The 25,803-nt window shown below is 73.2% G+C and carries 16 protein-coding genes; 10 read left to right on the forward strand and 6 right to left on the reverse strand.

Going from position 1 to position 25,803, the window contains the following annotated elements:
* Positions 1-67: 67 nt before the first annotated feature.
* Both ABD385_RS28695 and ABD385_RS28700 read left to right on the forward strand, forming a co-directional pair.
* Positions 68-733, forward strand: coding sequence for an RraA family protein (locus tag ABD385_RS28695; RefSeq protein ID WP_344581542.1), 666 nt, complete (start codon positions 68-70; stop codon positions 731-733).
* Positions 734-1,089: 356 nt separating this feature from the next.
* On the forward strand, positions 1,090-2,136 hold the full coding sequence (locus tag ABD385_RS28700; protein ID WP_344581544.1) for a methyltransferase: 1,047 nt from the start codon (positions 1,090-1,092) through the stop codon (positions 2,134-2,136).
* A gap of 40 nt (positions 2,137-2,176) precedes the next feature.
* Here the strand turns inward: ABD385_RS28700 and ABD385_RS28705 are convergent, their stop codons facing one another.
* The 3 genes from ABD385_RS28705 to ABD385_RS28715 form a co-directional block, all read right to left on the reverse strand.
* Positions 2,177-3,121 (reverse strand): NAD-dependent epimerase/dehydratase family protein, encoded by a 945-nt coding sequence (locus ABD385_RS28705; RefSeq protein WP_344581546.1) that lies wholly within the window; start codon positions 3,119-3,121, stop codon positions 2,177-2,179.
* Between the two features lie 115 nt (positions 3,122-3,236).
* A complete protein-coding gene (locus ABD385_RS28710) occupies positions 3,237-6,035 on the reverse strand; it encodes a sensor histidine kinase (RefSeq protein WP_344581547.1) in 2,799 nt (932 codons plus the stop codon).
* Positions 6,036-6,247: 212 nt separating this feature from the next.
* Complete coding sequence (locus ABD385_RS28715; protein ID WP_344581548.1) at positions 6,248-8,443, reverse strand: mannosyltransferase YkcB-related protein; 2,196 nt, start codon at positions 8,441-8,443, stop codon at positions 6,248-6,250.
* A 330-nt stretch (positions 8,444-8,773) separates the two neighbouring features.
* On the opposite strand from ABD385_RS28715, the gene ABD385_RS28720 reads away from it, so the two are divergent.
* Positions 8,774-9,154: a hypothetical protein gene (locus tag ABD385_RS28720; RefSeq protein ID WP_344581549.1), complete on the forward strand. Its 381-nt coding sequence runs from the start codon at positions 8,774-8,776 to the stop codon at positions 9,152-9,154.
* A 208-nt stretch (positions 9,155-9,362) separates the two neighbouring features.
* Positions 9,363-15,860, forward strand: a complete 6,498-nt coding sequence (locus tag ABD385_RS28725; RefSeq protein ID WP_344581656.1) for a toxin glutamine deamidase domain-containing protein — start codon at positions 9,363-9,365, stop codon at positions 15,858-15,860.
* A 71-nt stretch (positions 15,861-15,931) separates the two neighbouring features.
* Here the strand turns inward: ABD385_RS28725 and ABD385_RS28730 are convergent, their stop codons facing one another.
* Positions 15,932-16,909: a hypothetical protein gene (locus ABD385_RS28730; RefSeq protein ID WP_344581550.1), complete on the reverse strand. Its 978-nt coding sequence runs from the start codon at positions 16,907-16,909 to the stop codon at positions 15,932-15,934.
* A gap of 194 nt (positions 16,910-17,103) precedes the next feature.
* On the opposite strand from ABD385_RS28730, the gene ABD385_RS28735 reads away from it, so the two are divergent.
* The 3 genes from ABD385_RS28735 to ABD385_RS28745 all read left to right on the forward strand — a co-directional run bounded on the left by ABD385_RS28735 (position 17,104) and on the right by ABD385_RS28745 (position 19,157).
* On the forward strand, positions 17,104-17,436 hold the full coding sequence (locus ABD385_RS28735) for a hypothetical protein (protein WP_344581552.1): 333 nt from the start codon (positions 17,104-17,106) through the stop codon (positions 17,434-17,436).
* Positions 17,437-17,548: 112 nt separating this feature from the next.
* Positions 17,549-18,007, forward strand: coding sequence for an SRPBCC family protein (locus ABD385_RS28740; RefSeq protein WP_344581554.1), 459 nt, complete (start codon positions 17,549-17,551; stop codon positions 18,005-18,007).
* Positions 18,008-18,257: 250 nt separating this feature from the next.
* Positions 18,258-19,157 carry an RNA polymerase sigma factor SigF gene (locus tag ABD385_RS28745; RefSeq protein ID WP_344581556.1) on the forward strand — a complete coding sequence of 300 codons (900 nt, stop codon included), beginning with the start codon at positions 18,258-18,260 and terminating at the stop codon, positions 19,155-19,157.
* Positions 19,158-19,238: 81 nt separating this feature from the next.
* Here ABD385_RS28745 and ABD385_RS28750 read toward each other — a convergent pair whose 3' ends face one another.
* Positions 19,239-20,612, reverse strand: coding sequence for a cryptochrome/photolyase family protein (locus ABD385_RS28750; protein WP_344581558.1), 1,374 nt, complete (start codon positions 20,610-20,612; stop codon positions 19,239-19,241).
* A complete protein-coding gene (locus tag ABD385_RS28755) occupies positions 20,609-22,150 on the reverse strand; it encodes an SDR family oxidoreductase (RefSeq protein ID WP_344581560.1) in 1,542 nt (513 codons plus the stop codon). Before ABD385_RS28755 ends, ABD385_RS28750 begins: the two co-directional genes overlap by 4 nt.
* 402 nt (positions 22,151-22,552) lie before the next feature.
* Between ABD385_RS28755 and ABD385_RS28760 the strand changes: the two genes are divergently transcribed.
* From ABD385_RS28760 to xylB, 3 genes are read left to right on the forward strand one after another with little or no spacing between them, the layout of a single operon-like run.
* Positions 22,553-23,344, forward strand: coding sequence for a DeoR/GlpR family DNA-binding transcription regulator (locus ABD385_RS28760; RefSeq protein ID WP_344581562.1), 792 nt, complete (start codon positions 22,553-22,555; stop codon positions 23,342-23,344).
* Between the two features lie 54 nt (positions 23,345-23,398).
* Positions 23,399-24,397: a zinc-dependent alcohol dehydrogenase family protein gene (locus tag ABD385_RS28765; RefSeq protein ID WP_344581564.1), complete on the forward strand. Its 999-nt coding sequence runs from the start codon at positions 23,399-23,401 to the stop codon at positions 24,395-24,397.
* Between the two features lie 43 nt (positions 24,398-24,440).
* Positions 24,441-25,706: a xylulokinase gene (xylB, locus tag ABD385_RS28770; protein ID WP_425585501.1), complete on the forward strand. Its 1,266-nt coding sequence runs from the start codon at positions 24,441-24,443 to the stop codon at positions 25,704-25,706.
* Positions 25,707-25,803 lie beyond the last annotated feature (97 nt).

The raw sequence follows: 25,803 nt of genomic DNA on the forward strand, positions 1-25,803 counted from the left end.
CGCCCACCGGTCGTCTCCCGGGCCGGTGTTACCGTGCGCCGCAGCCCGAACCGAACGGAGACAGCGCATGAACGACCACGCCGGTGCCCCCGCCCCCGACGCGTTCCGGGAGATCCCGCCCACCACCCTCGCCGACGTACTGGGCCGCGGGCAGGTCATGGACCTCGGCATCCGGCCCCTGTGGTCCCCGACGCCGCGGGTCGCCGGCCCGGCGTTCACCGTGCGCTGCCCGCCCGGCGACAACCTCATGGTGCACGCGGCCATCCACCGCGCGGCACCGGGTTCGGTGATCGTCGTGGCGTCCGGCGACCTGGACCACGCGCTCGCCGGCGGCAACGTCTGTGCCGTGGCCCGACGCCGGGGCATCGCGGCCTTCGTCGCCGACGGACTGATCCGGGACCTCGCCGAGGTGCGTGCGATGGGCTTCCCGGTGTTCGCCCGCGGCGTCATCCCGTTCCCCGGCCGCAAGGCGGCCGTGCGACCGCACAACGTCGACGTGCGGTGCGGCGGGGTGGACGTCCGCGCCGGGGACGTCGTGGTCGCGGACGAGGAGGGCGTCGTCGTCGTGCCCCGGGACCGGCAGGCGGAGGTGCTCCGCTCCGCCCGCACCAAACTGGCCAAGGAGGCCGAAGAGGACCTCGACGCCTGGGAGGCGGCGCACCGCCTCCGCATCGACGCGCTCCTGCGGGACGGTGGGGTCGAGGGCGGGCTCGACGGCGCGCTCGACGGCTGACGGGGCACCGGCACGGGCCGGGGACGGGCGGGTTACGGCGGCCCGTACTTGCGGTTGCCGGCCAGACGGCCGGATCGGCCCGTCCCGCCTGGTCCGGCGGGCAGTCTTGCCCGGTGCAACGCGCTGCGCCATTCTCGAATCCCCGTTGTTGACGGGGGCGGTCCTGCCGTTCCTGCACACCTCCGCCGTCTGACCCCACGGTTCCCACGAAGAGCCGGTCCGGCGGGTCGAGAAGCCCTCGGCCGCGCGGCCGGGACGGAGTTGCGCACGGGGGCGGTGGCGAGGGCGGCAGGGCGCGGCACGAGCGCGTGAGGGGCACCCGCCCGACGCACCGACCATCTGCCCGGAGGCTGCCGGTGAACACCCCGAACCCCACCGACCACCCCGATCTGACCGAGGCCACGGCGCACGCGGGAGCGGCGCACCTGATCGAACAGTCGCTGGGGCACCTGTACTCCGCGGCGTTGCGGCTGGCCGCCGTCCACCACCTGGCCGACCACCTGGCCGGCGGCCCCCGCACCGCCGCCGAACTCGCCCGACTCACCGGCACGGACGCCGCGTTCCTCCGCCGTTGCCTGCGCTACCTCGCCTCGCGCGGGATCTTCCGCGAGGACGGCAACGGCGCCTTCCACCTCACGCCGGCCGCGCAGTTCCTGCGCGCCGGGGTGCCCGGCTCGCTGCGCGACGCGGTGCTGCTGCTGACCGACGGGCTGTTCGTACGCGCGTCGTCGGCCCTCGACGCGACGATACGGACCGGCAGACCGGGCTTCCCCCAGGTCGTCGGCGCACCGTTCTTCGAGTACCTCAAGGAGGACGCCACCGCCCGGGAACTCTTCGACACCGGCATGGCGGCGTTCGCCGAGCCGTTGGACGCCCTGGTCGCCGGCACGTACCCGTTCCCCGAGCGGGGCACCGTGGTCGACGTGGGCGGTGGGCGGGGCGGGTTGCTGCGGCAGGTCCTGCGGCGCCACCCGGGGCTGACCGGGGTGCTGTTGGACCGGGCGCCCGCGCTGGCGGACCACGTCCTGGACGAGCCGGGGCTCGTCGGGCGCTGGCGGGCCGAGCCCGGCGACCCCTTCACCGCCGTGCCGGACGGCGCCGACGTCTACGTGCTCCAGCGCGTCCTGCACGCCTGGGACGACGACGCGGCGGTGCGCGTCCTGGCCGCCTGCCGGCGCGGGCTGGCGCCGGCCGGCCGGGTCCTGGTCGTCGACGTCGTGCCGGTGCCGGGCCACACCCCGCCTCCGGGCGAGGCGTTGGACGTGGCGATGATGACGCTCGTGACCGGCAGACGACGCGGCCCGAAGGAGTTGGACGGCCTCTTCGCGCGTGCCGGCCTGCGCCGCACCAGGATCCTGCGCACGCCCGCCTTCGCGTCCCTCGTGGAGGCCGTCGCGGCCTGACCGCGACCCGGTCGGACGGGGCCGTTCCGCCGCCCGGCCGTCACCCGGTGCTGGTGGTCGATCGCGCCCGCCACCAGTCCACCGTCGCGCCGACCTGTTCGTCCACGGGGGTGGCCCGTACGGCGAAGGCGGCTTCGTAGGCGCGTGCGTCCAGCACGAACGGGCGGTCGAACTGGTAGCGGATCTCCTTGAGTTCGCGGAGCAGCGGGGAGAAGAGCCCGGCGACGCCCAGCACGGCCGGCGAGAGTCCGCGCACCGCGACGGGTCCGGTTCCGGCGCGGGCGGCGAGGCGGTCGATCATCTGCCGGGCGGACAGCGCCGGCGCCGTCGGGACGTGCCAGGCCCGTCCCCAGGCCCGTTCCTCGCCCGCGACCTCGACCAGTGCCGCGGCGACGTCGGGGAGGTAGCTCCAGCTGTGCGGGGCGTCGGGGTCCCCGAGCACGGAGACCGGTTTGCCGCGCAACAGCCGCGGCACCACCCGGGCCGCCAGGTGCCCGCCGTCGGTCACGCCCGGCCCGAAGAAGTCCGCGGCCCGCACCTCGACGGCCCTGAGGCGGCCCGCTTCGTGCCGGCGCAGCACCTGCTCCCATCCGTTGGCCCGCGCCCGGCCCTTGGCGCCGGTCGCGGCGAGCGGCAGGTCCTCGGTCAGCGGACCGTCGACCGGACCGTAGCCGTAGAGGTTGCCCAGCATGACCAGGACCGCACCGGTCTCCTCGGCCGCCGCGCAGAGGGACGAGACCAGCGGCGGCCAGTCGTCGGCCCACCGGTGGTAGGGCGGTGCGGCACAGCCGTGGAGCGCGACGGCGCCCCGCACGATGCCCGTCAGCCGCTCACGGTCCCGCGCGTCGCACGCGACGTGCTCGATACCCGGCTCCGGACGGCGGCCGGAGGTGGTGACGACCCGCACCGCGTGCCCCCGCGCGACGAGCAGTCGCGCGGTGGCCGCCCCGGCGGGCCCGAATCCCATGACGACGTGCTGGCTCACCCCGGCACACTAGCGTGCGAACGGGCTGCGGCCCACCTCGCGGCTTCCGGCCGGGCGAACGTGCGGGCCTCGTACTCGGTACTCGGCCGCCGGTATCCGTCCTCCGGGTGCGTCGTCAGGACACGGCGCGCCCGGCTCCGCGTCGCCGGTGGCGACGGTCACTCAACTCCGTTTCCTCGGCGCGGACTTCATGGCCGGGGAGAGCGCCGGCCCGACGGGGGGCCGAGCAGTCGAGGGCACCGCTGCCCGGCGCCGCGGGCGCCGCGGTGACGTGCGGGGCCGGTGCGGCCGGCAGCGAGACGACCATGGTGAGGCCGCCGCCGGGCGTCTCTTCCGGGACGAGGGTGCCGCCCATCGCCTCCGTCAGGCCGCGGGAGAGCGCCAGGCCGAGGCCGAGGCCGGTGGTGTTGTCGGTGTCGCCGAGCCGCTGAAACGGCTCGAACGCCCGCTCCCGGTCGGGCAGTTGAATGCCCGGACCGCGGTCGATGATCCGCAGCTCGACGCGGCCGGCGAGCGCGCTGGCACCGATCGTGACCGGGCGGCCGGCGGGCGAGTGGCGCACCGCGTTGGACACCAGGTTGGCGAGGACCCGCTCCAACAGCGGCGGGTCCGCGAGCGCGTCGGGGGCCTCCGCCAGCCCGCGGGCGACGACCTGGCCGGACGCCTGCGGGGGTGCGTCGGGCAGGGTGTCCAGTGCGGTCGCCAGCACCTCGGCCAGCGCCACCGGCTCCCGGTGCGCGGTCAGCGCGCCGGCCTGGAGTCTGCTCATGTCCAGGAGGTTGTCGACCAGGCGGCTGAGTTTGGCGAGCGATTCCTCGGCGGTGGCGAGGAGTTCGTCGCGGTCCTCGGCGGAGAACTCCACGTCGCGGCTGCGCAGCGAACTGATCGCGGCCCAGCTGCCGGCGAGCGGGGTGCGCAGGTCGTGGCCGACCGCGGCCAGCAGCGCGGTGCGCATCCGGTTGGCCGCCTTGACCGGTTCGACCTCGGCGGCGGCCTCGGCGAGCCGGGCCCGCTCCACGGCCGCGGTCAGATGCGCCGCGAAGGCGGTGAGCACCCGGTGCTCGGAGGCGGGCAGCCTGCGCCCGGTCAGCACCAGCACGTCGTCGTCCCCTATCGCGACCTCGGTGCGGTGGTCGGCGCCGGTGCCGGCCGTGCCGGCCGCGGCCCGCGCGGGGTCCGCGGCGTCCGTGGCAGCGGCCTCGGCGACGCAGGACGGCCACGACGGCTCCCCCGCCTCCGCACGCGGACGCAGCTCGATCCGGTCCATGCCGAAGGTCTCCCGGGTGCGTTCCAGGAGGGCGGGCACGGCACGGTCCCCGCGCAGGACGCCGCCGGCCAACGAGGTCAGCGTCGCGGCCTCCGCGGTCGCCCGGGCGGCGCGCCGGCCCAGCCGCAGCGAGCGGTCCGCGATCGCGGCGACGGTGACCGCGACGGTCGTGAAGGCGGCCTGCGCGACCACCACGTTGGCCTCGGCGAAGGTGAACTCCCCGACGGGCGGCAGGAAGTAGTAGTTCAGCAACAGCGAGGTCGTCACCGAGGCGAGCAGGGCCGACACCACGCCGCCGATGCAGGCCACGCCCAGCACGGTGAGCAGGAACAGCAGCGCCTCGCTGGTGAGGTTGAGCGACAGCGGTCCCGAGACCGCACGCAGGACGAGGGTCAGCAGCAGCGGCAGCGCCAGGCCGGCGATCGGCCCGGCCACCCGCCGGCTGCGCGGCAGACCGCTGCCGGCCACCGGCCAGCCGCGCCCCTGGCCGGCGCGTTCGTGGCTGACGGTGTGGACGTCGATGTCGCCGGAGAGCTCGACGACGGTCTCCCCCACCCCGCGTGGGGCGAGGAACCGGCGCAGTCGGCCGCGCCGGCTGGCACCGACGACGAGTTGGGTGGCGTTCTGGGCGCGGGCGAAGTCCAGCAGGGCGGCGGGGACGTCGTCGGCGACCAGCGCGTGGTAGCTGCCGCCGAGGCTCTCGACGAGCTGGCGCTGGCCGGCCAGCGCGGCGGCCGAGGAGCCGGCCGGCCCGTCGCTGCGGGCGATGTGCACGGCGAGCAGGTCGCCGGCGGAGAGGGCGGTCTCGGCCGCACGGTCCAGATGGCGGGACCGGGGGAGGTTGACGATCCGGGCGGCCCGACGGATCAGGGTCGTGCCCTCCGGGCCGCCGGTCAGTGCCACCACCACCCGTTCCCGGGTCTCCCACACCGGGCCGATCCGGTGGTCGTGCCGGTACGCGCACAGTGCTTCGTCCACCCGCCCGGCGACCCAGAGCAGCGCCAGTTCGCGCAGCGCGTTGAGGTTGCCGAGGCGGAAGTAGTGCGACAGCGCGGCGTCGACCTTCTCCGGCGGGTAGACGTTGCCGTGCGCCATGCGGCGGCGCAGGCCCTCGGCCGGCAGGTCGACGAGTTCGATCTCGTGGGCGCGGCGGACCACGTCGTCGGGCACGGTCTCGAACTGCGGCACCCCCGTGATCTTCTCGACGACGTCGGTGAGCGACTCCAGGTGCTGGATGTTGAGGGTGGCCACCACGTCGATGCCGGCGGCGAGCAGGTCCTCGACGTCCTGCCACCGCTTGGTGCGCCGGCAGCCCGGGGCGTTGGTGTGGGCGAGTTCGTCGATCAGCGCCACCGCGGGGCGCCGCTCCAGCAGCCGGTCGAGGTCGAGTTCGGCGCTTTCCACGTCGCGGTGCCGGTGGACCAGGCGAGGCAGCACGGTCAGCCCGTCGAGCATCGCTTCGGTGGCCGGCCGGCCGTGGCACTCGGCGAACGCCACCAGCACGTCCGTGCCGCGGGCGGCCCGGCGCCGGCCCTCGTCCAGCATCCGGTAGGTCTTGCCGACGCCGGGAGCGGCCCCGAGGAAGACCTTCAGCCTGCCGGGACGCGGCTCCTGTGCCGTCCCGGTCCCCTCGGTGGCCCACCGCATGACGTGCTCCCCTTCCGCACCACGGCGCGCCGGACGGTGCCGCGCGGAACGTTTCCCCGCGGTCTGTCACCGTCCGGCGCGCGAACCCGTCCTCCGAGTCCTGCGAGCATCGTCACCGCCCACCGCCACGAACCGCGCGGCGCTCCGCAGACGTTGACGCAACCCTGACCCGCCGGTGGGCCGGCCGGGCCGGGTGGTCCGGCGGCCGCCCGTCAGCGCCCCGGAGCCGGCCGGGCCGCGGCAGGCCCGGGGGCGCAGTGGTAGAGCCCGTGCGCCTGGCCCGGTACGCGCGCGCAGTGGGCGCGGACCCACGGGGCGAGGGCGCGACCGGGGTCGGTGGCCGGGCCGCCGAGTACGACGTACCGCAGCTGGCCGGTGGCGACGAGTTCGCGGAAGCCGACCGCGGTGGGGGTGGGCGCGGTCCCGGTGAAGCCGCCCATCGGGAGTACCGCGGCGCCGGCGTGGAGGATGTACGGGGAGGCGGTGCGCCAGCTGGTGGTGGCGAAGAGGTAGCGGGCGCCGCCCTGGTGGGCCCGGGTGTAGGCGAGCAGCTGCTGCTGGACGGCGGTGAGCCCGGAGTCGTCGGGGGACGGCTTGGCGGCGGACGGGTGCGGGGTCGGGGTCGGGGTCGGGTTCGCGCCGTCGGAGCGGTGGGGGTGGTGGGCCGCCAGGCGCGCGGCGGCGGCCCGTTCGGCCGCCAGACGGTGCCAGTTCGCGACCGGTCCGGTCGAGCCCATACCGGAGTGCCCGTACTCCGGGTCGAGCACCGACGACGCCCAGGCGGCGGACGGCAGGAGCATCGCCACGAGACCGGTGACCAGCGCCAGTACGGCGGTCCGCCGCCGCACCGCACCCGAGCCGGCGCCGGCGCCGGCGGTGCGACCGGAGCGGGCGCGGGCCATCAGCACCAGCGCGCCCACCCCCAACGCGACCACCGCCGGCGCCAGCCACGGCAGGAAGGTCGGAAACAGTCGCGCGAGCGCGGCCGACCAGGCCACCGTGGCGACCACGACGGTCGGCAGCGCCCACGCCCGGCGCCGCCCGCCCCGCAGCCAGGCACGCCAGAACTGCACCGTCCCGGCGCCGAACAGCGCCGCCAGGGGAACGGCCAACACCCCCATGTAGTAGGTGTGGCCGCCGATCGCCCCGGCGCTGAACACCAGGAAGTACGTGGCCAGCCACACCGCCCACAGGACGAAGCCGGCCCGCAACGGATCCGTCCGCGGTCGGCCGCGGCGCCACACCAGTCCACACACCGCCGCGAGCGCCGCGGCCGGGTACAACCAGCCGATCTGCGAGACCAGGGACGGGGCGAACATCTTCAGCCACTGCGCGGCGGTGGGCCGGGAACGGCCGGTCGGGGGTGCCGGGGCGGTGCCGGCCATGGTCGACACGGCGACGCTGCCGGTGTCCGCGGCGCTCACGCTGACGCTGGAGAAACGGTTGAGGAAGTTGTAGCCGACCACTTGGCTGACCGCGGAGTTGTTGGTCGTACCGTCGACGTAGGGGCGGTCCTTGGCGGGGGTGAACGTCACCAACAGCACCCACGACGCCGACACCGCCAGGCACACCGCGCCCGCCACCGACAGGTGCGCCAGCCTGCGCCGGAGCGCCGTCGGGGCGGAGAACGCGTACAGCAGCCCGAGCGCCGGCAGCACCCCCCACGCCTCCAGCATCTTGGCCTGGAAGCCCAGCCCCACCCAGACACCGGCCGCCACCAGCGGACGCAGCCGGCCCTGGCGGGCCGCGCGCAGCGTGGCATCGGCGGCCAGCAGCACGCACAGGGTGAACGCCGGGTCCTCAACCGGGGTGCGGAACAGTCCGGCTATCGCCGGGGTGACGGCGAAGGCGGCGGCCGCCAGGAGCGCCGGGTGCTCACCCGCCCAACGGCGCACCGCGCGGTACAGGACCGCGACGCTGAGCACGCCCTCGATCACCTGGGGCAGGGTCAGCGCCCACGGATGGAAGCCGAAGACCCGCACGGCGAGCGCCTGCGGCCAGAGGAAGCCAGGCAGTTTGTCGATGGTGATCGAGCTGCCGGGGTCGAAGGCGCCGAAGAGGAAGGCGTGCCAGCTCTCCGCCATGCTGCGCGCGGTCTCCGCGTAGAAGGAGTGGAACGCGCTGTGTTGGATGTCCCAGGCGAACAGCACCGCGGCCAGGGCGAGGATCGCCAGCAGCGCGGGACGGGCGTAGGCGGGCCGGGGCGCCGCGTCCGCAGGCGCGGCCCGGACGCGGGCGAGCAGTCCACCGCGGCCCGTTCGGCCGGTCGGGGTGGGCGCCGCCGGGGGCGTCTGCGTCGGCGGGGTCGCGTTCGCCGGCACGGTCGGGGCGCCCGACGGGGGTGCGTCTTCCGCTGCGGACGCGTGCTCCCCCGCGGACACGCTCCCCGCTGAGGTGGTGCTGGCCATGGACGATCCTCCCTGGTGGAACTCACCGGTCGGTGTGCCAGATGACCGGATGGGTGCCAGGGATCCGCGCGCCCCGATTGTTCAACGAACGTTCAGCTCGCGCCGCCGGGCGGGAGAACCGCGACGGAGGCGCACGGGCCGGGACAACCCGGGCGGCGCAAGATCACACCTTCGGCGTCGACGCAAGCCGCCGCCCAGTCCCATGGGCTGCTCTCTCTGCAACAAAGCTGTTGCAAAGACATTCTTGAGGTTTGTCCAGTCCAAGTGTTTAAACTTTCCATCACCATTGTGGCGCACAGTCACGATCACGCGAGAGATGTAGGGAACCCGGTGGGAGACGGCTTCAAGGCTGACGTACCGTCACTGCGCACTGGCGGCAGCGACTTCGATCAGATCGGCAAGGACTACCAGAGCCTCGTCGACAAGCTGGAGAGTGCGCTGACGTCCTTGGAGGGCTCGGACACACCCCCCTGGGGGGACGACGACCTGGGCGAGAAGTTCGGCATCGTCTACGTGGGCCTGCGGGACGGAATGTACGAATCCATGGCGCACCTCGCCAAGAAACTCCAGGAAATCGGCGGCGGGTTGACGAACATGGCGAAGAACCACGAGGCCGACGAGGAGTCCAACGACGCGATGATGCAGCGGCACCTCTCGGAAGCCAAGACGGAGAGCCAGGCGGTCGGCCGCCTCAAGAGCCCCAGCCTCTGACGGGTCGCCCAGCGGGCCCCTCCCGTTCCACCCGCCGACCCCGCTCCCTTCCGCCACGCTTCCCGCTCCGCACCCACCGCCCCTTCCCGTCCCGTCCCTCCGTCGAGCTTGGCCTGCGCATGCCCACTTCTTTACCCCTTGCCGTACCCCGTCCCCACCCCCACACCCGTGATCTAGAACCTGCCGAGGGAACCCCGTCGTGTCGCTAATGCTGCCGGACGCACTTGAGTGGGTCCTTGAAATGCTGGGGTTCAACTGGCCCACGGCAGATGAAGACAAACTGCGAGAATCCGCCCAGGAGTGGCGGAACTTCGCCTCCGGCGTCGAGGAGCTCCAGCAACGGGGCGTCACGGCGGCCGGCAACGTGGTGTCCCAGAACTCCGGCGACTCGATCGACGGCTTCAACACCACCTGGGAGAAGTTCGCCGGTGGTTCCGGATCCGGGTACTTCTCCGACGCCCGCACCGCCGCGGAGACCATTGCCGTCGCCCTGGACGTCGCGGCCGGCCTCGTCATCGGCATGAAAGTCGCGGTGATCGCCCAATTGGCGATCCTCGCGGCCGAGATCATCGCGGCCCAAGCCGCGGCGCCGTTCACCTTCGGCCTATCAGAGATAGGCGTGGCCGCGGCCACCGCGGCGACCCGGGCGATCGTGCGGAAGATCATCAAGGAGGCCGCCAAGCAGGTCCTCGACGCGGCCCTGGAGACCGCCAAGGAGCCTGCCGTTTCGGCCCTCCAGGCCATGATCTCGGACGTCATCACGCAGTCCGTGAACATGAGCTTCGGCGCGCAGGACGGCTTCGACGCCGGCCGCACCGTCAACAAGGGCGTCGAGGAGGGCAAGAGCGCGCTGGAGAACTCGGGGCAGACGTTCACCGAGTCCCTGCGCGACGGCGCCGGCGCCAAGGCCGGCCACCACGCCCGCAACGGCCTGGACTCGGCCGCGGGCCACAACTCCGGCGGGGACTCGGGGCACGAATCCGGCAGCGGGAGCGGCGGCTCCGAGAGCACGAGCTCGTCGGGCGACGGCGCGTCCTCGTCCGGTGGCGGCGGGGGAAGTTCCTCGGGGGGCGACACGTCCTCAGGGGGTGGCACGTCCTCGGGAGGCGGCACGTCCTCGGGGGGCGGCGGAAGCGCATCACCGGGCGGGCACACCTCGACGGGCGGCGGTTCGACCGGCGGTGGCTCGACGGGCGGCACCTCTAACGACGGCTCCGCACCGCACGACTCCGCGTCGGGCGGCGCCGGCGGCACCAACGGTGGCCCGACCGGCGGCAGCGGCAACACCGGAGGAACTCCGAACTCCGTTACGCACGAAGGCAGTTCACCCACCGGCGGAACCGGCGACCACTCGACCAACGGCGGAACCCCGCCCCGGCCGATGAACTCCGACGCCCCGCCGCCGAACCGGCTGACGCCCTTCGACGAGGGGTACCGGGAGTCCCAGTCGACCCCGCAGAACACCGACGCCCCGCCCCCCGGCACCTCGCACACACCGTCTCCCGACACCGCACAGGCACACGCGCCGGCACCAGACACCGCTTCGGCACCGCCTCCCGCTCCGGGCCACTCCCCCACGCCGGACTCCTCGGGTCCGACGCCGCCCGCTCCGCACGACAACGGCCCCGCGTCGCCCCCCGTCAACTCCGACAGCTCCGGCCACACCGGCGTCTCCACCCCGCAGCAGCACGACGGACCCGCGCAGGGGAACAACCCCACCCCGCAACAACATGACGGGCCGGCACAGGGCAACAGCCCCACACCGCAACAGCACGACGGGCCGGCACAGGGGAACAACCCCACACCGCAACAGCACGACGGGCCGGCACAGGACCACAGCCCCACACCGCAACAGCACGACGGACCCGCACAGGGCAACAACCCCACCCCGCAACAGCACGACGGACCCGCACAGGGCAACAACCCCACACCGCAACAGCACGACGGACCCGCACAGGGCAACAACCCCACTCCCCAGCAACACGACGGACCCGCACAGGGCAACAACCCCACCCCGCAACAACATGACGGACCCGCACAGGGCAACAACCCCACTCCCCAGCAACACGACGGACCCGCACAGGGCAACACCCCCACCCCGCAACAACATGACGGACCCGCACAGGGCAACAACCCCACTCCCCAGCAACACGACGGACCCGCACAGGACCACAGCCCTACCCCCCAGCAACACGACGGACCCGCACAGGGGAACAACCCCACTCCCCAGCAACACGACGGACCGGCACAGGACCACAGCCCCACCCCGCAGCAGCACAACGGACCGCCTCAAGACCACGACTCCACCCCCCAGCAGCACAACGGGCCCGCACAGGGCCACACCCCTAACCCGCAACACCACGACACGACGCCGCAGCAGCACGGCGGTGGCAGCAGCCCCGCGCACGAGGGCAACCCGGCGCAGCACCACGCCCCCTCGGCCACTCCGTCGTCGACTCCGACGCCGCACTCGGCCCCTGCCCCCGACTCCTCGCACGCGGGGTCCCCGGACTCCGGGAGCCGTCCCGAGACGCACGGTCCGCAGTCCTCCCCGGGGCAGGACCACGCCTCTTCGCCGGCGTCCGCTCCGGACCACTCCTCGTCGCAGAACGACAACGGCAGCGGGAGCGGTCGGGGTGCCATGCCGACGGGCGGCGGCATGCCGTCCGGTGGCGCTCCGCATGCGGGCTCGTCGGGGCACGGTGGCTCCGGTTCCCACTCCGGTGCGCAGCATCAGCCCGCGCCGCACCGTCCGGACGAGGACGGCCCGGTCACCATGGAGACCGAGAGCGCGACCCTGGCCCCGCCGCGGCCTTCCGGCCTCACGCAGACGGGCCCGTCCGGCGGCGACGCGCCGAGCACGTCGGGTCCGACCGGCACACCCTCGACGTCCGGCCAGCACGCCCCGCCCCCCGGCATGATGATGGGCGGCGGAGGCGTGCCGCCCACGGGCGGCGGTCACGGCTCCGCAGCGCCGCCGCGGTCGTCCGGTACGTCCACCGGCAGCGGTGGCACGCCCTCGCGGCCCACTCCTTCCGGCGATCCGCGGAACACCCCGCAGGCCGGACAGGATTCGCGCCCGCGGCCCACCACGCCCCGGCCCGACCCCTCGCCGCGGACCGAGCGGCCGCAGGACGGGCAGCCGTCTCCGCGCCCGTCCCGGCCCGTGCAGCAGCCGCCGCAGGCCCATGACGGACCGCCGGCGTCGGCCAAGCCGAGCTCCTCGTCCGCGCCGAACCACGACGCGCCCACCTCCGACAACACGCCCAAGCCCGCCCACGACCAGAAGCCCGACGGGGACCAGCAGTCCCACAACCCCCCGAAGGCCGACGCCAACACGCCCAACCCTGACGACGGTCCCAAGGACAACGGCCCCAAGGCGGAGAGCAACCCCCCGAAGGCGGACGAGACCCCCACGCCGGAAGGCGACGCTTCGAAGCCCGAGGACAAGACCTCCAAGACCGACGACACCCCGAACGCCGAGGACCATCACCCGAAGTCCGACGACAGCCCCGACAAGGACGCCCAGTCCAAGGACGACGGTCCCGACAAGGACGCCGACTCCAAGGCGGACGGCAGCCCGAAGGACGACGGCCACGAGTCCGACGACAAGGCCGACGGCAAGTCCGACAGCGACCCGAAGTCCGAGGACGCCCCCAAGCCCGAGGGCGACCAGACACCGGACAAGAACAACGACAAGAACGAGGAGAACGGCCCCGCCAAGGACGAGCAGCCGGACCACTCCCCGGAGTCGGACCACTCGGAGAACTCCCCCGAGTCGGACCAGTCCGACCACTCCGACCAGAAGGACCACTCGGAGCAATCCCAGGATTCCGACCACGCGGACCAGCCGGACCACTCCGACCAATCAGACTCCGACGGTGCGGACAAGCACGACGACCGTCCGAGCCTCGACGAGATCCGTTCCGGCATCCAGGAGGCACCCGGCGGTCTGGAGCCGCCGCACACCGCCGACCAGCAGGCGTTGGAGAACTCCGTCCCCCGCAACGACGACGGCACTCCGCAACGCTTCCCGGACCCGACCGGCGACTGGTCCAAGTTGCAGAACGACGGCGGCACCGACGTGCCGGGCCGTTCCAACAACTGTGCCGACTGCAGCCGTTCGTTCCTGGAGACCTGGTACGGCAACCCCCAGGTGTCGGCACCGCGCACGTCCGACGTCAACCCCGACGGGACCCCCGACCGCTGGTCGCCGGAGAACAAGGCCAACGAGAACATCATCGACTGGGCCGGGGCGCCGCACTCCTACGCCGGCTCCAGCCCGGACGGTCACCACGCGATCGCCCAGGACCTCCTGAACGCCGGGCCGGGCTCCTCCGCGATCGTCCAGGTCAACTGGGCGAACGGCGGCGGCCACGCGTTCAACGCGGTCAACCACAACGGGAAGGTCGTCTGGGTCGACACCCAGAGCGGCGAGGTCAGCCACAAGCCCATCAACACCGACGGCGCCACGGACGTCTTCTACATCCCGCTGGACGCCGACCGGAACCCCCTCCACCCGGCCCCGGATCCGTCCTCCGACGCCCACTCCGACACCCATTCCGACTCCGACTCCGAGAGCTCGTACAGCGACTCCGACGACGGCTCGCACGACGGCGCCCACGACGGCGCCTCGGCGCACGGCACACCGGGCCCGGACCAGGCCAAGGGCGACCAGGCAAAGGGCGACCAGCCGGAGGGCAACCACCCGAAGGGCGACCAGCCGGCGGCCAACGACCCCTCGGCGAAGCGCAAGGCCGAGGACCAGCCCGCGCACGACGGCCAGACCGCCGAACCCGCCTCCGACTCCGACTCGCACAAGCGCACCAAGATGGAGGTGGACGACGACGGCCAGTCGGGCCAGCATCCGGTCGGCAACAACCAGAACAACACCCCGTCGCCGCCCCAGACCTCGCCCGGCAGCCTTCCGGACCACTTCGACACCATGCACCTCGACGACAACATGGACGTCGACGCCCCGTCCCACCAACCGCCGTCGCCACACGGCCCGCCGACCGGGGAGTCCGGCCCCGGACACAACTCGCAGTCCGAGTCCGGCACGCCCATGGACCTCGACAGCCAGCCGCACGCCGGGCAGTCAGACGGCAACGGGATCGGGAACGCCAACAGTTCCACCACGGCCGACCACGACCAGACGAGCACGTCCACCACGGACTCGACGAAGGACGGCAACAAGACCGACCCGGCGGCGGACAACAAGGGCGACGACAAGCACGACACCCACACCGACAACAAGGACGTCGCGGGTCCCGCCCCCAAGGACGGTCCGAACGAGGCACCGAAGGACGCCGCCAAGGACACCCCCAAGGCCGACGACAAGCAGGACGACAAGCAGAAGGGCAAGGAGCCCCAGGCCGAAGGGTCGAACGACGCGAAGTCCGACTCCAAGTCCGACGCGAAGGCCGACCCCAATCAGCCCTACTCCGACCCGAAGGACCGCGGCGACAGCGACACCGCCCAGCAGGAGAAGGACGGGAAGCACACCCTCGACCGGGAGGGCGAGCACTCCAAGGAATACGGCAAGGAGCCGGACGCGGACCAGCAGAAGCTCCGCGGGCGCGAGACCCTGGACGTCCACCGCATTCCGCTCGACCGGGTCCACACGGACCTCACCCGATGGGCCGACAGCGGGGACCTCGAAAAGGTCTTCCGGGCCTCCTCCGGTCATGCCAGGCCCGGTGATCCGGACGCCGGCAAGGGGCCGCAGAAGTTCACCCAGAGCGACCTGGAGCAGCGGCTCCCCGGTTTCAAGGACCTGGACCGCGGTGAGAAGCTCGCGGTCGTCTCGTCCCTGGCGCGGATGAGCGTGGGATTCCATGAGCAGCAAGGTGTGGGACAGAACCCGGTCGAGGTCAAGCATCCGTACCGCGGTCCCAAAGATGGGCCTGCCGCGGAAGGCACGAGGGACAGCACCGCCAAAAACGCCGAGGAATCACTGGGGGCCCGCGGACACCGCAGCAGTGGGAACAGGGTCCTCGAAAACCTCAGGTTGAACGACGGCGCCCCGGACAGCCTCAAGAAGAACACCCCGGACTTCTCGGACCGCAACTACGCGGTCCTGGAGGTCAAGGGGCCGCCGCCCGAGAGCCAGGTGCACTACGTTGCGGACTCGTCCGTTCCGCCAGGTGAGAAGAACGTCACCCAACGGCACTCCGAGAAGCACCTCCTCGACTGGCTGGAACGGGCCAACAAGGAGGGCACGACGTACACCGCGAACGCCCTCTACACCGAGCGCGAACCGTGCGGTAAGGGGTCAGGGCACGCCCATTGCTCGCTCACGCTGCACAAGATGATGCCGGACCGCTCCCAGGTGTACTACAGCGCGACGTACCGCACCGATCCTGAGCACGTCCAGACGCAGAAGGACCTCGACACGGAGAAGAAGAAGCTGAAGAAGGACGTGGCCAAGTGGTCCCACGCCGACGTCCAAAAGGCCGCCAAGGAACGGCTCGACGGCCGCACGGAGCACACCCAGCAGTGGATCGACAAGGAGAAGGAAAAGATCGACGCCTCGAAGGACGCGGAGGCGCGCAAGGAGCTCAGCAGGCTGATCGACTACGAGTACAAGAAGCGTAAGGAAGCGGCCACCACGCCCGAGAAACTGGCCATGGAGCGAGAAATGGAACGGCACGTCGCGCACCTGAAATCGACCTGGAACAAGATCCAGCCGAGCCTTTCGTCCTGACGCAGCGGACGCTCGCAGCCGTGCCGCCGCTGGTTCCGACAACCAGCGGCGGCACGGCTCGGGCCCGGTCCTCAGATGTCCAGGGCTCCCCTGAAGCGGCCGTGGCCGACGTCGGGGTCGGTCACGGCGAGCCAGCCGTGGCCGACCCGGTCGAGCACCTCCACCACGGTCGGTTGGACGGAGATCGAGGAGGCGACCTCTTCCGGGTCACGCACCCCCTCGGCGTACTCCTCGTCGTAGTCCTCCGAGTCCGGGTCCTCGTCCGGCATCAGGTCGCGCTCGAATTCCATCGGCTCACCGATCCACTGCGGGTCCCCGTAGGTGCGGTAGCCGCGCCGGTCCTGTCCGTTCTCCGAAACCCACCACAGCCACGCCCCGTCGTAGTCGTCGACGAGGTAGAAATGAGCTTCTCCGCAGTGCGCACTGAGCCGGGTCACGACCTGTGCCCAATTCTCATTGAGGTAGTCGGCACCGTAGACGAGTCGCCAGCCCTCGAATTCCGGGGTGATGAAGACCCGGTACGCAGTGGCGTCGCTTCCGTCGTCCGCGGGGTGGCTCAGTGAATTCTCGTGGTGCACGGCGGCGGAGAGTCCCATGGCCGTGGTGACGGGCCGGGCGTCGTGCAGGTCCAATGCCCTGACGATGTCCGCGACTTCCGCCTTGGGCACCGCGATCCAACGGTCGGCGGGCAGGTCGCCGGGCTGTTCGTCCGGCAGCTTGATCCGCACCAGGCGCTCGACGGCGGCCCGGTCCGCGTCGCTCAGCGCGTCACCGCCGCCGAGGGCCGCCAGCATGCGCAACGCAGCGCTCCGCAGCGCGCCCGGGCCGTGCGCCCGCACCTCGCGCAGCGGGGCCAGCGCCGCGGTGCCGAGGTCTTCCAGACACAACTCCGCGGCCGTTCCGCCCGGCGTTCCGTCGTTCTTCAGCAGCGGCAGCAGGTGCGGCACGACGGGGGCCCCGAGAGCGATCAGTGCGTCCCGCGCGGCTGCGCGGTCGTCCCGGCTCTCGGCGGCCAGACGACGGACCAGTGCGGCAATTTCCTCACTCATGCACACGACCCTAACCGAGCGGAACGAAGGGCTTCTGCGCTCCGTCCGGAAACCTGGAGTACGGTCGCAGCGAAGGCCGCGACGCCCGCTTTCGACAATGACAACTCCGCACCGGACGGCACCTTTTCTCCCGATTCTCGCCCCGCCTTTCGCATGTGCCAGGATTTCCCACCCACCACAGACGAGGAAGCACCATGACGCCCGACCACGACTCCCCCACCGCCCCGCAGTCCGTTCCCGCCAATTCCGACGAGGCTCTGGAAATCGTGCGGGCCGAGTTCGGTGAGCCGCGTTCCTTCGACGGGAGCCCGGCCCCCTTGCAGGTGCGGGAATTCGACCTCGGCTACCTCGTCTACGCCACGTACGCCAAGCCGGTGGACGCGAACGGCCGGCCGCTGCCCACCCCGCCGGGCGGCAGCAGCTTCGTCGTCGCCAAGGGCACCGGCACGATCTCGACCCTCCCCAACTACCCGCCGGATCAGGCCATCGCGCTCTACCGGAAGAAGCAGAACGCAACGGACGAGTAGGAGAGGCCAGGGTGGCGGGGCGGAGCCGGAGGGCGGGCGGAGCGCCGACCGACCGGCCGTCCGGCGCCGCCAGCACGCCGACCCTTTTGCCCCATTGAGCTAAATTCCTCCCATGTCCAACAACGAACCGCTCCGCGTCCCGGACCTCTCCTCCCGTCCGCACCAGCTCTCCGTCGAACGCCTCATGGGCGCGCCGCCCGCCGCGCTGTACCGGGCCTGGACCGAGCAGGTCGACCGCTGGTTCGCGGCCCCCGGCTCGGTGCTCATGCAGGCCCGGCCGAACACCGCGTTCTTCTTCGAAACGGAGCACGAGGGGGCCCGCCACCCGCACTACGGCCGTTTCCTGCGCCTCGAACCGGACCGGCTGATCCAGCTGACGTGGGTCACCGGTGCGGGTGGCACCGAGGGTGCGGAGACCGTGGTCACCGTCGAGTGTGCTGCCGAGGGCGCCGGGACGCGGCTGCGGCTCACCCACGCCGGATTCGCCGACGAGGCAGCGCGCGACCGGCACCGGGAGGCCTGGCCGCACGTCCTGGAACAGCTCGACCGGCGGATCGACGCGTCCAGCTGACCCCCGATCACACCCTCCGGTGACGCCGGCCCCGCCGTGGTTCCGCCGCCCGCCCGGGGCTCCCACCTCCGCGCCCCGCCGTTCGAGGGGCGCGCTTGGGCCGGTGGAGGTCCGCCTCGCCGCCGCACCACGCCGTTTGACCGGACGTCAAGGTCCCGCGTGGCAAAAAAGGAGGGGTCGGTGTTTCGTTCCGCGAACGAAGGGCAGACGCCGCTTACCGGACCATGATCCAAATTATGGGAGGGCAGCCATGACGACGGCAGTCAGCACGCACGCGGGAATCCGGCAGGGCCACGTCCAGGGCTCGGAGCACCGGACCGTGAGCTCCGGAACGGGCGGACTGCCGTACGTCGCGGACGCCACCAAGGTCGCGCCCAAGAGCGCCAAGGCGCTGTCCCGACCGTTCTTCGAGCGGCTCGCGGCACTGGAGGAGGGCACCCACGCGTACCAGTACGTGCGCAACACGCTCGTGGAGATGAACCTCTCCCTGGTCCGGTACGTCGCGGCCCGGTTCCGCAACCGCGGCGGCGACCCGAGCGAGATGGAGGACATCGTCCAGGTCGGCACGATCGGGCTGATCAAGGCCATCGACCGTTTCGACCTGTCCCGCGAGGTCGAGTTCACGACCTTCGCGGTGCCCTACATCATGGGTGAGATCAAGCGGTTCTTCCGGGACGCCACCTGGGCGGTGCACGTGCCGCGGCGGCTCCAGGAGCTGCGGATCGAGCTCGCCCAGGCGAAGGAGCGGCTGTTCGCCCGCCTGGACCGGGACCCCACCGTCGCCGAACTCGCCCAGCACCTCGGGATCGGCGAGGACGAGGTGATCGACGGGCTGGTCGCCGGCAACGGCTACACCGCCGGGTCGCTGGACCAGCCCACCGATCCGGCGGACGACGATTCGGCCCGCACCCTCGCCGACGCCCTCGGCGACGAGGACCCGCGGCTCCAGCTCGCCGAGGACCTGCACGCCCTGACGCCCCTGGTCCAGAAGCTGGACGGGCGGGACCGCAGGATCCTCACCCTGCGGTTCGTCCACGAGAAGACCCAGTCGGAGATCGGCGAGGAGCTCGGGGTGTCGCAGATGCACGTCTCCCGGTTGCTCGCGCGGATCCTCGGGCGGCTGCGGACGGGGCTGGTCGGCCAACTCTGACCATCGCAGCCCCGACCGTCGCGGGGCGGGCCGTCGCGGGGCGGGCCGTCGCGGGGCTCGTCGTCGGGCACCGGGGGCCCGTCAGTCGCGGCCCCGGGCGCGCTTGAACCGCGCCAGTGCGTCGTCGAGTTGGACCACGGGCTCGGGATAGTCGTAGCCGGCGCGTTCGTCGGCCGGCAGCCGCCACGGCTGGTGGACCGCCGGGGCGGCGAGCCCGGCGAGTTCCGGCACCCAGCGGCGGACGTAGGCCCCGTCGGGGTCGTACCGCTTGGCCTGGAGGAGCGGGTTGAGGACGCGGTTGGGTCGGGTGTCGGTACCGGTTCCGGCCACCCACTGCCAGTTGAGCTGGTTGTTGGCGACGTCGCCGTCGACGAGCAGGTCCAGGAAGTGCCGGGCGCCCACCCGCCAGTCCACGTACAGCGTCTTGGTGAGGAAGCAGGCGGTGAGCAGGCGGCCGCGGTTGTGCATCCAGCCCTCGTGGCTCAGCTGGCGCATGGCCGCGTCGATCACCGGGTAGCCGGTGCGGCCGGCCCTCCAGGCGGCGATCTCCTCGGCCGCCGCGTCCTCGCTGCGCCAGTGGTCGTGCCGGGTGCGGTAGTCGGCGGTGGACGCGGCGGGCCGGGCGGCGAGGACCTGGTGGTGGAAATCCCGCCAGGCGAGCTGGCGGACGAACGCGTCGGCGCCGGCGCCGCCCTGGCCGCGGGCCCGCTGCACCAGCTCGACGGGTGAGAGGGTGCCGAAGTGCAGGTGCGGGGAGAGCCGTGAGGTGGCGTCGCCGGCCAGGTCGTCGTGGCGGTCGGCGTACTCCGCCGCGCCACTGCGCAGCCAGGCCGTCAGCCGCTTGCGGCCCACCATCTCGCCGCCCTCGGCCAGCGCGGCGGAGACACCGGACCGGTCCTCGGTCGACGGCAGGTCCGCCGAGTGGAGGTGGTCGGGCACCGGCACCTTGCGGGGCGCGGCCAGCGGATCGCGCAGGTGCTGTCGGGACCAGTGCCGGAAGTAGGGGGTGAAGACCGCGAAGTGGTCCTTGGCGGCGGGGACGACCGCGCCCGGCGCGACCGCGGTGATCACCGAGTCGTGGACGCACAGCCGGCGCCGCCCGGCTTCCAGCGCGCGGCGCAGCCGCTCCTCGCGGCGGGTGGCGTAGCCGCTGACCCCGGCCGCCAGGTGCACCTCGACGGCGTCCGCCTCCGTGGCCACCCGGCACACCTCGTCGACCACGTCGCCGGACCGGATCACCAGGCGGCCGCCGCGTTCGCGCAGGCCGGCGTCGAGTTGGGCGAGGCAGTCGGCGAGGAAGGCCCGGCGGTTGGGGGCGGCGAAGCCGGTCGCGGCGAGCGCGTCGTCGTGGACGAACAGCGGGACCACCGCGTCGGCGGAGCGCAGGGCCGCGCGCAGCGGCGGATGGTCGTGCAGCCGCAGATCGGAGGTGTACAGGACGACGGCGACGGTCACGGCGCGACTCCCTTGCTGGACTGGTCGGTCGGGGCGGTGTCCGTGGCGGCGCGGGTGATGTTGCGCGCCATCCCGCCGAACACCACTGCGTGGAACGGTGACACGCTCCACCAGTACGCGTGGCCCAGCAGTCCGTGCGGGTGGAAGACGGCGCGCTGCCGGTAGTGCGACCGTCCGTCGTCCGTGGCCCGACAGGACATCTCCAGCCAGGCCAGGCCCGGCAGCCGCATTTCGGCGCGGAGCCGGAGCAGCCGGCCGGGTTCGATCTCCTCCACCCGCCAGAAGTCCAGCGAGTCGCCGACCCGGAGCCGGCTGGCGTCGCGCCGGCCGCGGCGCAGTCCGACGCCGCCGACCAGCCGGTCCAGCCAGCCGCGGACGGCCCAGGCGAGCGGGAAGGAGTACCAGCCGTGCACGCCGCCGACGCCCTCGATGACGCGCCAGAGGGCGTCGGGCGGTGCGTCCACGTCGAGTTCGCGGCAGTCGGTGTAGAGGCTGCCGCCGGCCCAGTCCGGGTCGGTGGGCAGCGGGTCGCTGGGGGCGCCGGGCACCGAGGCGGACGACCAGCGGGTGGTGACCTGGGCCTCGCGGATGCGTTGCAGCGCCAGGGACACCGCGGTGTCGAAGCCGAAGGGGTGGCCCGGCGGGTCGGGCACGTAACGGGCGATGTCGTGCTCGCGGCAGACGACTTCGTTGCGGAGCGACTCGGTGAGCGGCCGCGCGATCTTCGAGGGCACCGGGGTGACCAGGCCGACCCAGTGGCTGGAGAGCCTCGGGGTGAGCACCGGGACGGGCAGGATGAGCCGGCGGGGCAGCTCGGCGACGATCGCGTAACGGCGCATCATCTCGCGGTAGGTGAGGACCTCCGGGCCGCCGATGTCGAACGTGCGGTTGACGTCCGCCGGCAGTCCGGCGCAGCCGACGAGGTCCCGCAGCACGTCGCGGACGGCGATCGGCTGGGTCCGGGTGTGGACCCAGCTCGGGGTGACCATGACCGGCAGCCGTTCGGTGAGGTAGCGCAGCATCTCGAAGGAGGCGGAGCCGGAGCCGATGATGACGGCGGCGCGCAGCACCGCGGTCGGCACGCCCGATTCCAACAGCACCCGGCCCACTTCGGCGCGCGACCTCAGGTGCGGCGAGAGTTCGCCCTCGGGGACGCCGGCGGGGGTGAGTCCGCCGAGGTAGACGATGCGTCGGACGCCGGCGGCGCGGGCCTGTTCACCGAAGATCCGGGCGGCCCGGCGGTCGGTCTCCTCGAAGCCCCGGCCGGTGCCGAGGGCGTGCACCAGGTAGTAGGCGACGTCGATGCCGTGCATCGCGGCGCCCACCGAGGCGGCGTCGGTGACGTCGCCGCGGACCGCTTCGACGTCGCCGGCCCAGGGGTGGTCCCGGAGCCGGTCCGGTGCGCGCGCCAGGCAGCGGACGGTGTGCCCGGCGGCCAGGAGTTCGGGCACCAGGCGGCCGCCGATGTAGCCGGTGGCGCCGGTCACCAGGCAGGTCCGTGCGCGGCGTTCCTCCGGAGCCGTCTCCCGGTCGTTCATGCTGTGGCCACCGCCTGCCGTCTCGTCCGCGTGCTGCTTGCCCGGCCATCACATCGGCTCCGGGAGCCCGTTCGGCCGCGCCACGCCGCCGGTGCGGTGCGGGCTCGGCACCGTACCGGCGGGCGTCGCTCCGGGGCCGGCAGGGTGTGGGCGAGGAAGCCGGCGGGCTCGGCGTCGGCCCGTAGTGGGAACGCGGGCGTGGTGGACCGGACGTGGGGGATCCGGGGCCGGCGCCGGTCCAGTCGTTCGCCGGGCAGCCGCCCGCCTCACATCCCGGTGCCCGCACGCGCGACGGCCGCCACTTCACACAAAGTGTGTGATGTTCTAGGGTGGCTCCGCGGCGGCCGCCGTGACCCTGCTGCGGTTGGGACGACGAGGCGAAGAGGACGGAGGGCACTCGCGATGCGACCGAGCCGTGGCTCCGAGGCCGAGGTGGAGGAGCGCCGACAGGCGGTGCTGCGCCTGGTCGCGCGGGACGGCGAGATCCGCATCGCCGCACTCGCCGAGCGGATGCGGGTCAGCCTGATGACCATGCACCGCGACCTGGACAACCTCCACCAGCGGCAACTGCTGCGCAAGGGCCGGGGCGTGGCGACGGCGTTCCCCGACGTCACCATGGAGAGCGCACTGCGCTTCCGCGAGCACGCCCACGCCGACGTCAAGGCCGCGTTCGCCGAGGCGCTGGTGGCCGAGGTCGGGCCCGGCGACACGGTGCTGATCGACTGCGGCTCCACGCTCTTCCCACTGGCCCGCCGGCTCGCCACCGTCGACGGGCTCCGCGTGATCACCAATTCGCTGCGGGTCACCGCCCTCCTGGCCGGCTCCCCGGTCGAGGTGACGGTGCTCGGCGACCGCTACTACGAGGACTTCGAGTCCTGCGCCGGCCCGCAGGCCCGCCGCCAGCTCCAGGACCTCCGCGCCGACCTCGCCTTCGTCACCGCGACGTCGGTCCGCGAGGGCCGACTGTTCCACCCGGTGCGCGCCTACGCCGAGTCCAAGCACGCCTACCTCCGGGCCGCCGACCGGGCCGTCCTCGTCGTCGACCACAGCAAGTTCGGCCGCACCGCGACCCATCCGTACGGCGACGCCGGCGGCTACGACCTGATGGTCACCGACGCCGCGACGCCGGAAGCCGAGGTCCGGGCCGTCCGGGACCTCGGCGTCGAGGTACGCACCGTGGACCCCGGCACCTGAGTCGCACCCCGCCTCCGGAACCTCCGCCCCCGTCCCCCGAGAAAGGCCCCCACCATGCGCGCCGTCGTCATCCACACCCCCGGGCAGTACGAGGTCACCACCGTCACCGATCCCGTCCCGGGCCCCGGCGAGGTCGTCGTCGCGCCGGCCGCGGTGGGCATCTGCGGGACCGACGTGCACATCGTCCAGGGGGAGTTCGCCCCCACCCCGTACCCGATCGTGCCGGGCCACGAATTCACCGGCGAGGTCGTCGCGCTGGGGGCGGGCGTGACCGCGCTGCGCACCGGGGAACGGGTCGCCGTCGACCCGTCCCTGTTCTGCGGGGCCTGCCACTACTGCGCCAACGGCCACGGCAACCTGTGCGAGAACTGGGGCGCCATCGGGGACACCGTGGACGGCGCGATGGCCGAGTACGTCAAGGTGCCGGCCGCCAACTGCTACCGGTTGCCGGAGAGCGTCGACCTCGCCCAGGGGGCGCTGATCGAACCGCTGTCGTGCGCGGTGCGCGGCTTCGACGTCCTGCCGCGCCGCCTCGGCGACCACTACCTCATCTACGGCGCCGGCACCATGGGCCTGCTGATGCTCCAGCTCGCCCGGACCGCCGGGGCCGCCTCCCTCTCCGTCGTCGACATCAACACCGACCGGCTCCGGGTCGCCGAACGGCTCGGCGCCGACGCCACCGCGGTCAGCGCCGCGGAGTTCGACCGGCCGCAGGGCTGGGAGACCGTCATCGACTGCACCGGCGTCATCCCCGTCATCGAGGACGGCCTGGGGCGGGTCCGCCGCGGCGGCACCTTCCAGCAGTTCGGCGTGGCACCGTCCGCCGCCACGGCCGCCTTCTCGCCGTTCCGGGTCTACAACGACGAGATCACCATCGTCGGGTCGATGGCCGTCCTGCACAGCTTCGGCCGTGCCGTGGACCTGATGGCGAAGGGCGTCGTCGACGCCGACACGATGATCACCCACCGCTATCCCCTGGACGACTTCGACGCCGCCCTGCGGACGTTCCTGGAGGGCTCCGGCCGCAAGATCCAGCTGCGTCCGCAGCGCTGAACTCCCCTCCCGCCCGGTCCCGTTGCACGGAAGCGACACCGCCATGCCCACCGTTGCCGGGGTGGACTCCTCCACCCAGTCCTGCAAGGTCGTCGTCTGCGACGCCGACACCGGAGAGGTCCTGCACCGGGGCCGCGCCCCGCACCCCGAAGGCACGGAGATCGCACCCGCGGCCTGGTGGCGGGCCTTGCGCGAAGCCGGCGACGGCCTGCTGGACCGCGTGGACGCGCTCGCCGTGGCCGGGCAGCAGCACGGCCTCGTGGCCCTGGACGCGGCCGGACGGCCGGTGCGCGACGCCCTGTTGTGGAACGACACCCGCTCCGCCCGGGCGGCCGCGGACCTCGTCGACGAACTCGGCGGCCCGCAGCAGTGGGCCGAGGCGGTCGGCACGGTACCGGTCGCGGCCCTCACCGTGGCCAAACTGCGCTGGCTGGCCGCGCACGAGCCGGAGCACGCCGACCGCACGGCACGGGTGCTGCTGCCGCACGACTGGCTGACCTGGCAGCTGTGCGGCGGGCCCGGGCGCGCCGAACCGGTCACCGACCGCGGCGACGCCTCGGGCACCGGCTACTGGTCACCGGCACAGGGCCGGTACCGCCACGACCTGCTGGCCCGTGCCTTCGGCGGACGCGCACCCCAACTGCCGCGCGTCCTGGACCCGTTCGAGCCGGCCGGGCGCACGCCGCACGGCGCCCTGGTCGCGGCGGGCACCGGCGACAACATGGGCGCGGCCCTGGGGCTCGGCATCGGACCGGGCGACGTGGTGGTCTCGCTCGGCACCAGCGGCACCGTCTTCGCCCGCGCCGCGCACCCCGCCGCCGACCCCAGCGGCGCCGTCGCCGGCTTCGCCGACGCCACCGGCCGCTTCCTGCCCCTGGTGTGCACCCTCAACGCCGCCCGGGTCCTGACGTCCACCGCCCGTCTGCTTGACGTCACCCTCGACGACCTCGACCGGCTGGCGCGGACCGCGGAACCGGGCGCCGGCGGGCTGGTGCTCCTGCCCTACCTCGGGGGCGAGCGCACCCCCAACCTCCCCGAGGCGGCCGGCAGTCTGCTGGGGCTGCGGCACGACACCATGTCCCCGGCGCACCTCGCCCGCGCGGCCGTCGAGGGCATGCTGTGCAACGTGGCCGACGCCCTGGACCGGCTGCGCGCACAGCACGTCGAGGCCCGCCGGGTGCTCGTCATCGGCGGGGCGGCCCGGGCACCGGTGGTCGGCGAGATCGCCGCCGAGGTCTTCGGCGTCCCGGTCGCCGTGCCGGAACCCGAGGAGTACGTGGCGCTGGGCGCCGCCCGCCAGGCGGCCTGAGCGCTGGCCGGGACCCCCGAACCGCCGCCCTGGCCGCGCCCCGTGGCCCGCGAGGTGCCCGCACCCGCCGACCCCGGGCCGGGCCGCCGGATCCGCG

It is taken from the genome of Streptomyces lunalinharesii (genome assembly GCF_039532155.1).
Lineage (GTDB): Bacteria > Actinomycetota > Actinomycetes > Streptomycetales > Streptomycetaceae > Streptomyces > Streptomyces lunalinharesii.

Bases quoted from the DNA above. Each gene is read 5' to 3' on its own strand.
- ABD385_RS28695 (WP_344581542.1), top strand. From the start codon at position 68: ATGAACGACCACGCCGGTGCCCCCGCCCCCGACGCGTTCCGGGAGATC.
- ABD385_RS28710 (WP_344581547.1), bottom strand. From the start codon at position 6,035: ATGCGGTGGGCCACCGAGGGGACCGGGACGGCACAGGAGCCGCGTCCC.
- ABD385_RS28715 (WP_344581548.1), bottom strand. From the start codon at position 8,443: ATGGCCAGCACCACCTCAGCGGGGAGCGTGTCCGCGGGGGAGCACGCG.
- ABD385_RS28725 (WP_344581656.1), top strand. From the start codon at position 9,363: ATGCTGCCGGACGCACTTGAGTGGGTCCTTGAAATGCTGGGGTTCAAC.
- ABD385_RS28730 (WP_344581550.1), bottom strand. From the start codon at position 16,909: ATGAGTGAGGAAATTGCCGCACTGGTCCGTCGTCTGGCCGCCGAGAGC.
- ABD385_RS28735 (WP_344581552.1), top strand. From the start codon at position 17,104: ATGACGCCCGACCACGACTCCCCCACCGCCCCGCAGTCCGTTCCCGCC.
- ABD385_RS28740 (WP_344581554.1), top strand. From the start codon at position 17,549: ATGTCCAACAACGAACCGCTCCGCGTCCCGGACCTCTCCTCCCGTCCG.
- ABD385_RS28745 (WP_344581556.1), top strand. From the start codon at position 18,258: ATGACGACGGCAGTCAGCACGCACGCGGGAATCCGGCAGGGCCACGTC.
- ABD385_RS28755 (WP_344581560.1), bottom strand. From the start codon at position 22,150: ATGAACGACCGGGAGACGGCTCCGGAGGAACGCCGCGCACGGACCTGC.
- ABD385_RS28760 (WP_344581562.1), top strand. From the start codon at position 22,553: ATGCGACCGAGCCGTGGCTCCGAGGCCGAGGTGGAGGAGCGCCGACAG.
- ABD385_RS28765 (WP_344581564.1), top strand. From the start codon at position 23,399: ATGCGCGCCGTCGTCATCCACACCCCCGGGCAGTACGAGGTCACCACC.
- xylB (WP_425585501.1), top strand. From the start codon at position 24,441: ATGCCCACCGTTGCCGGGGTGGACTCCTCCACCCAGTCCTGCAAGGTC.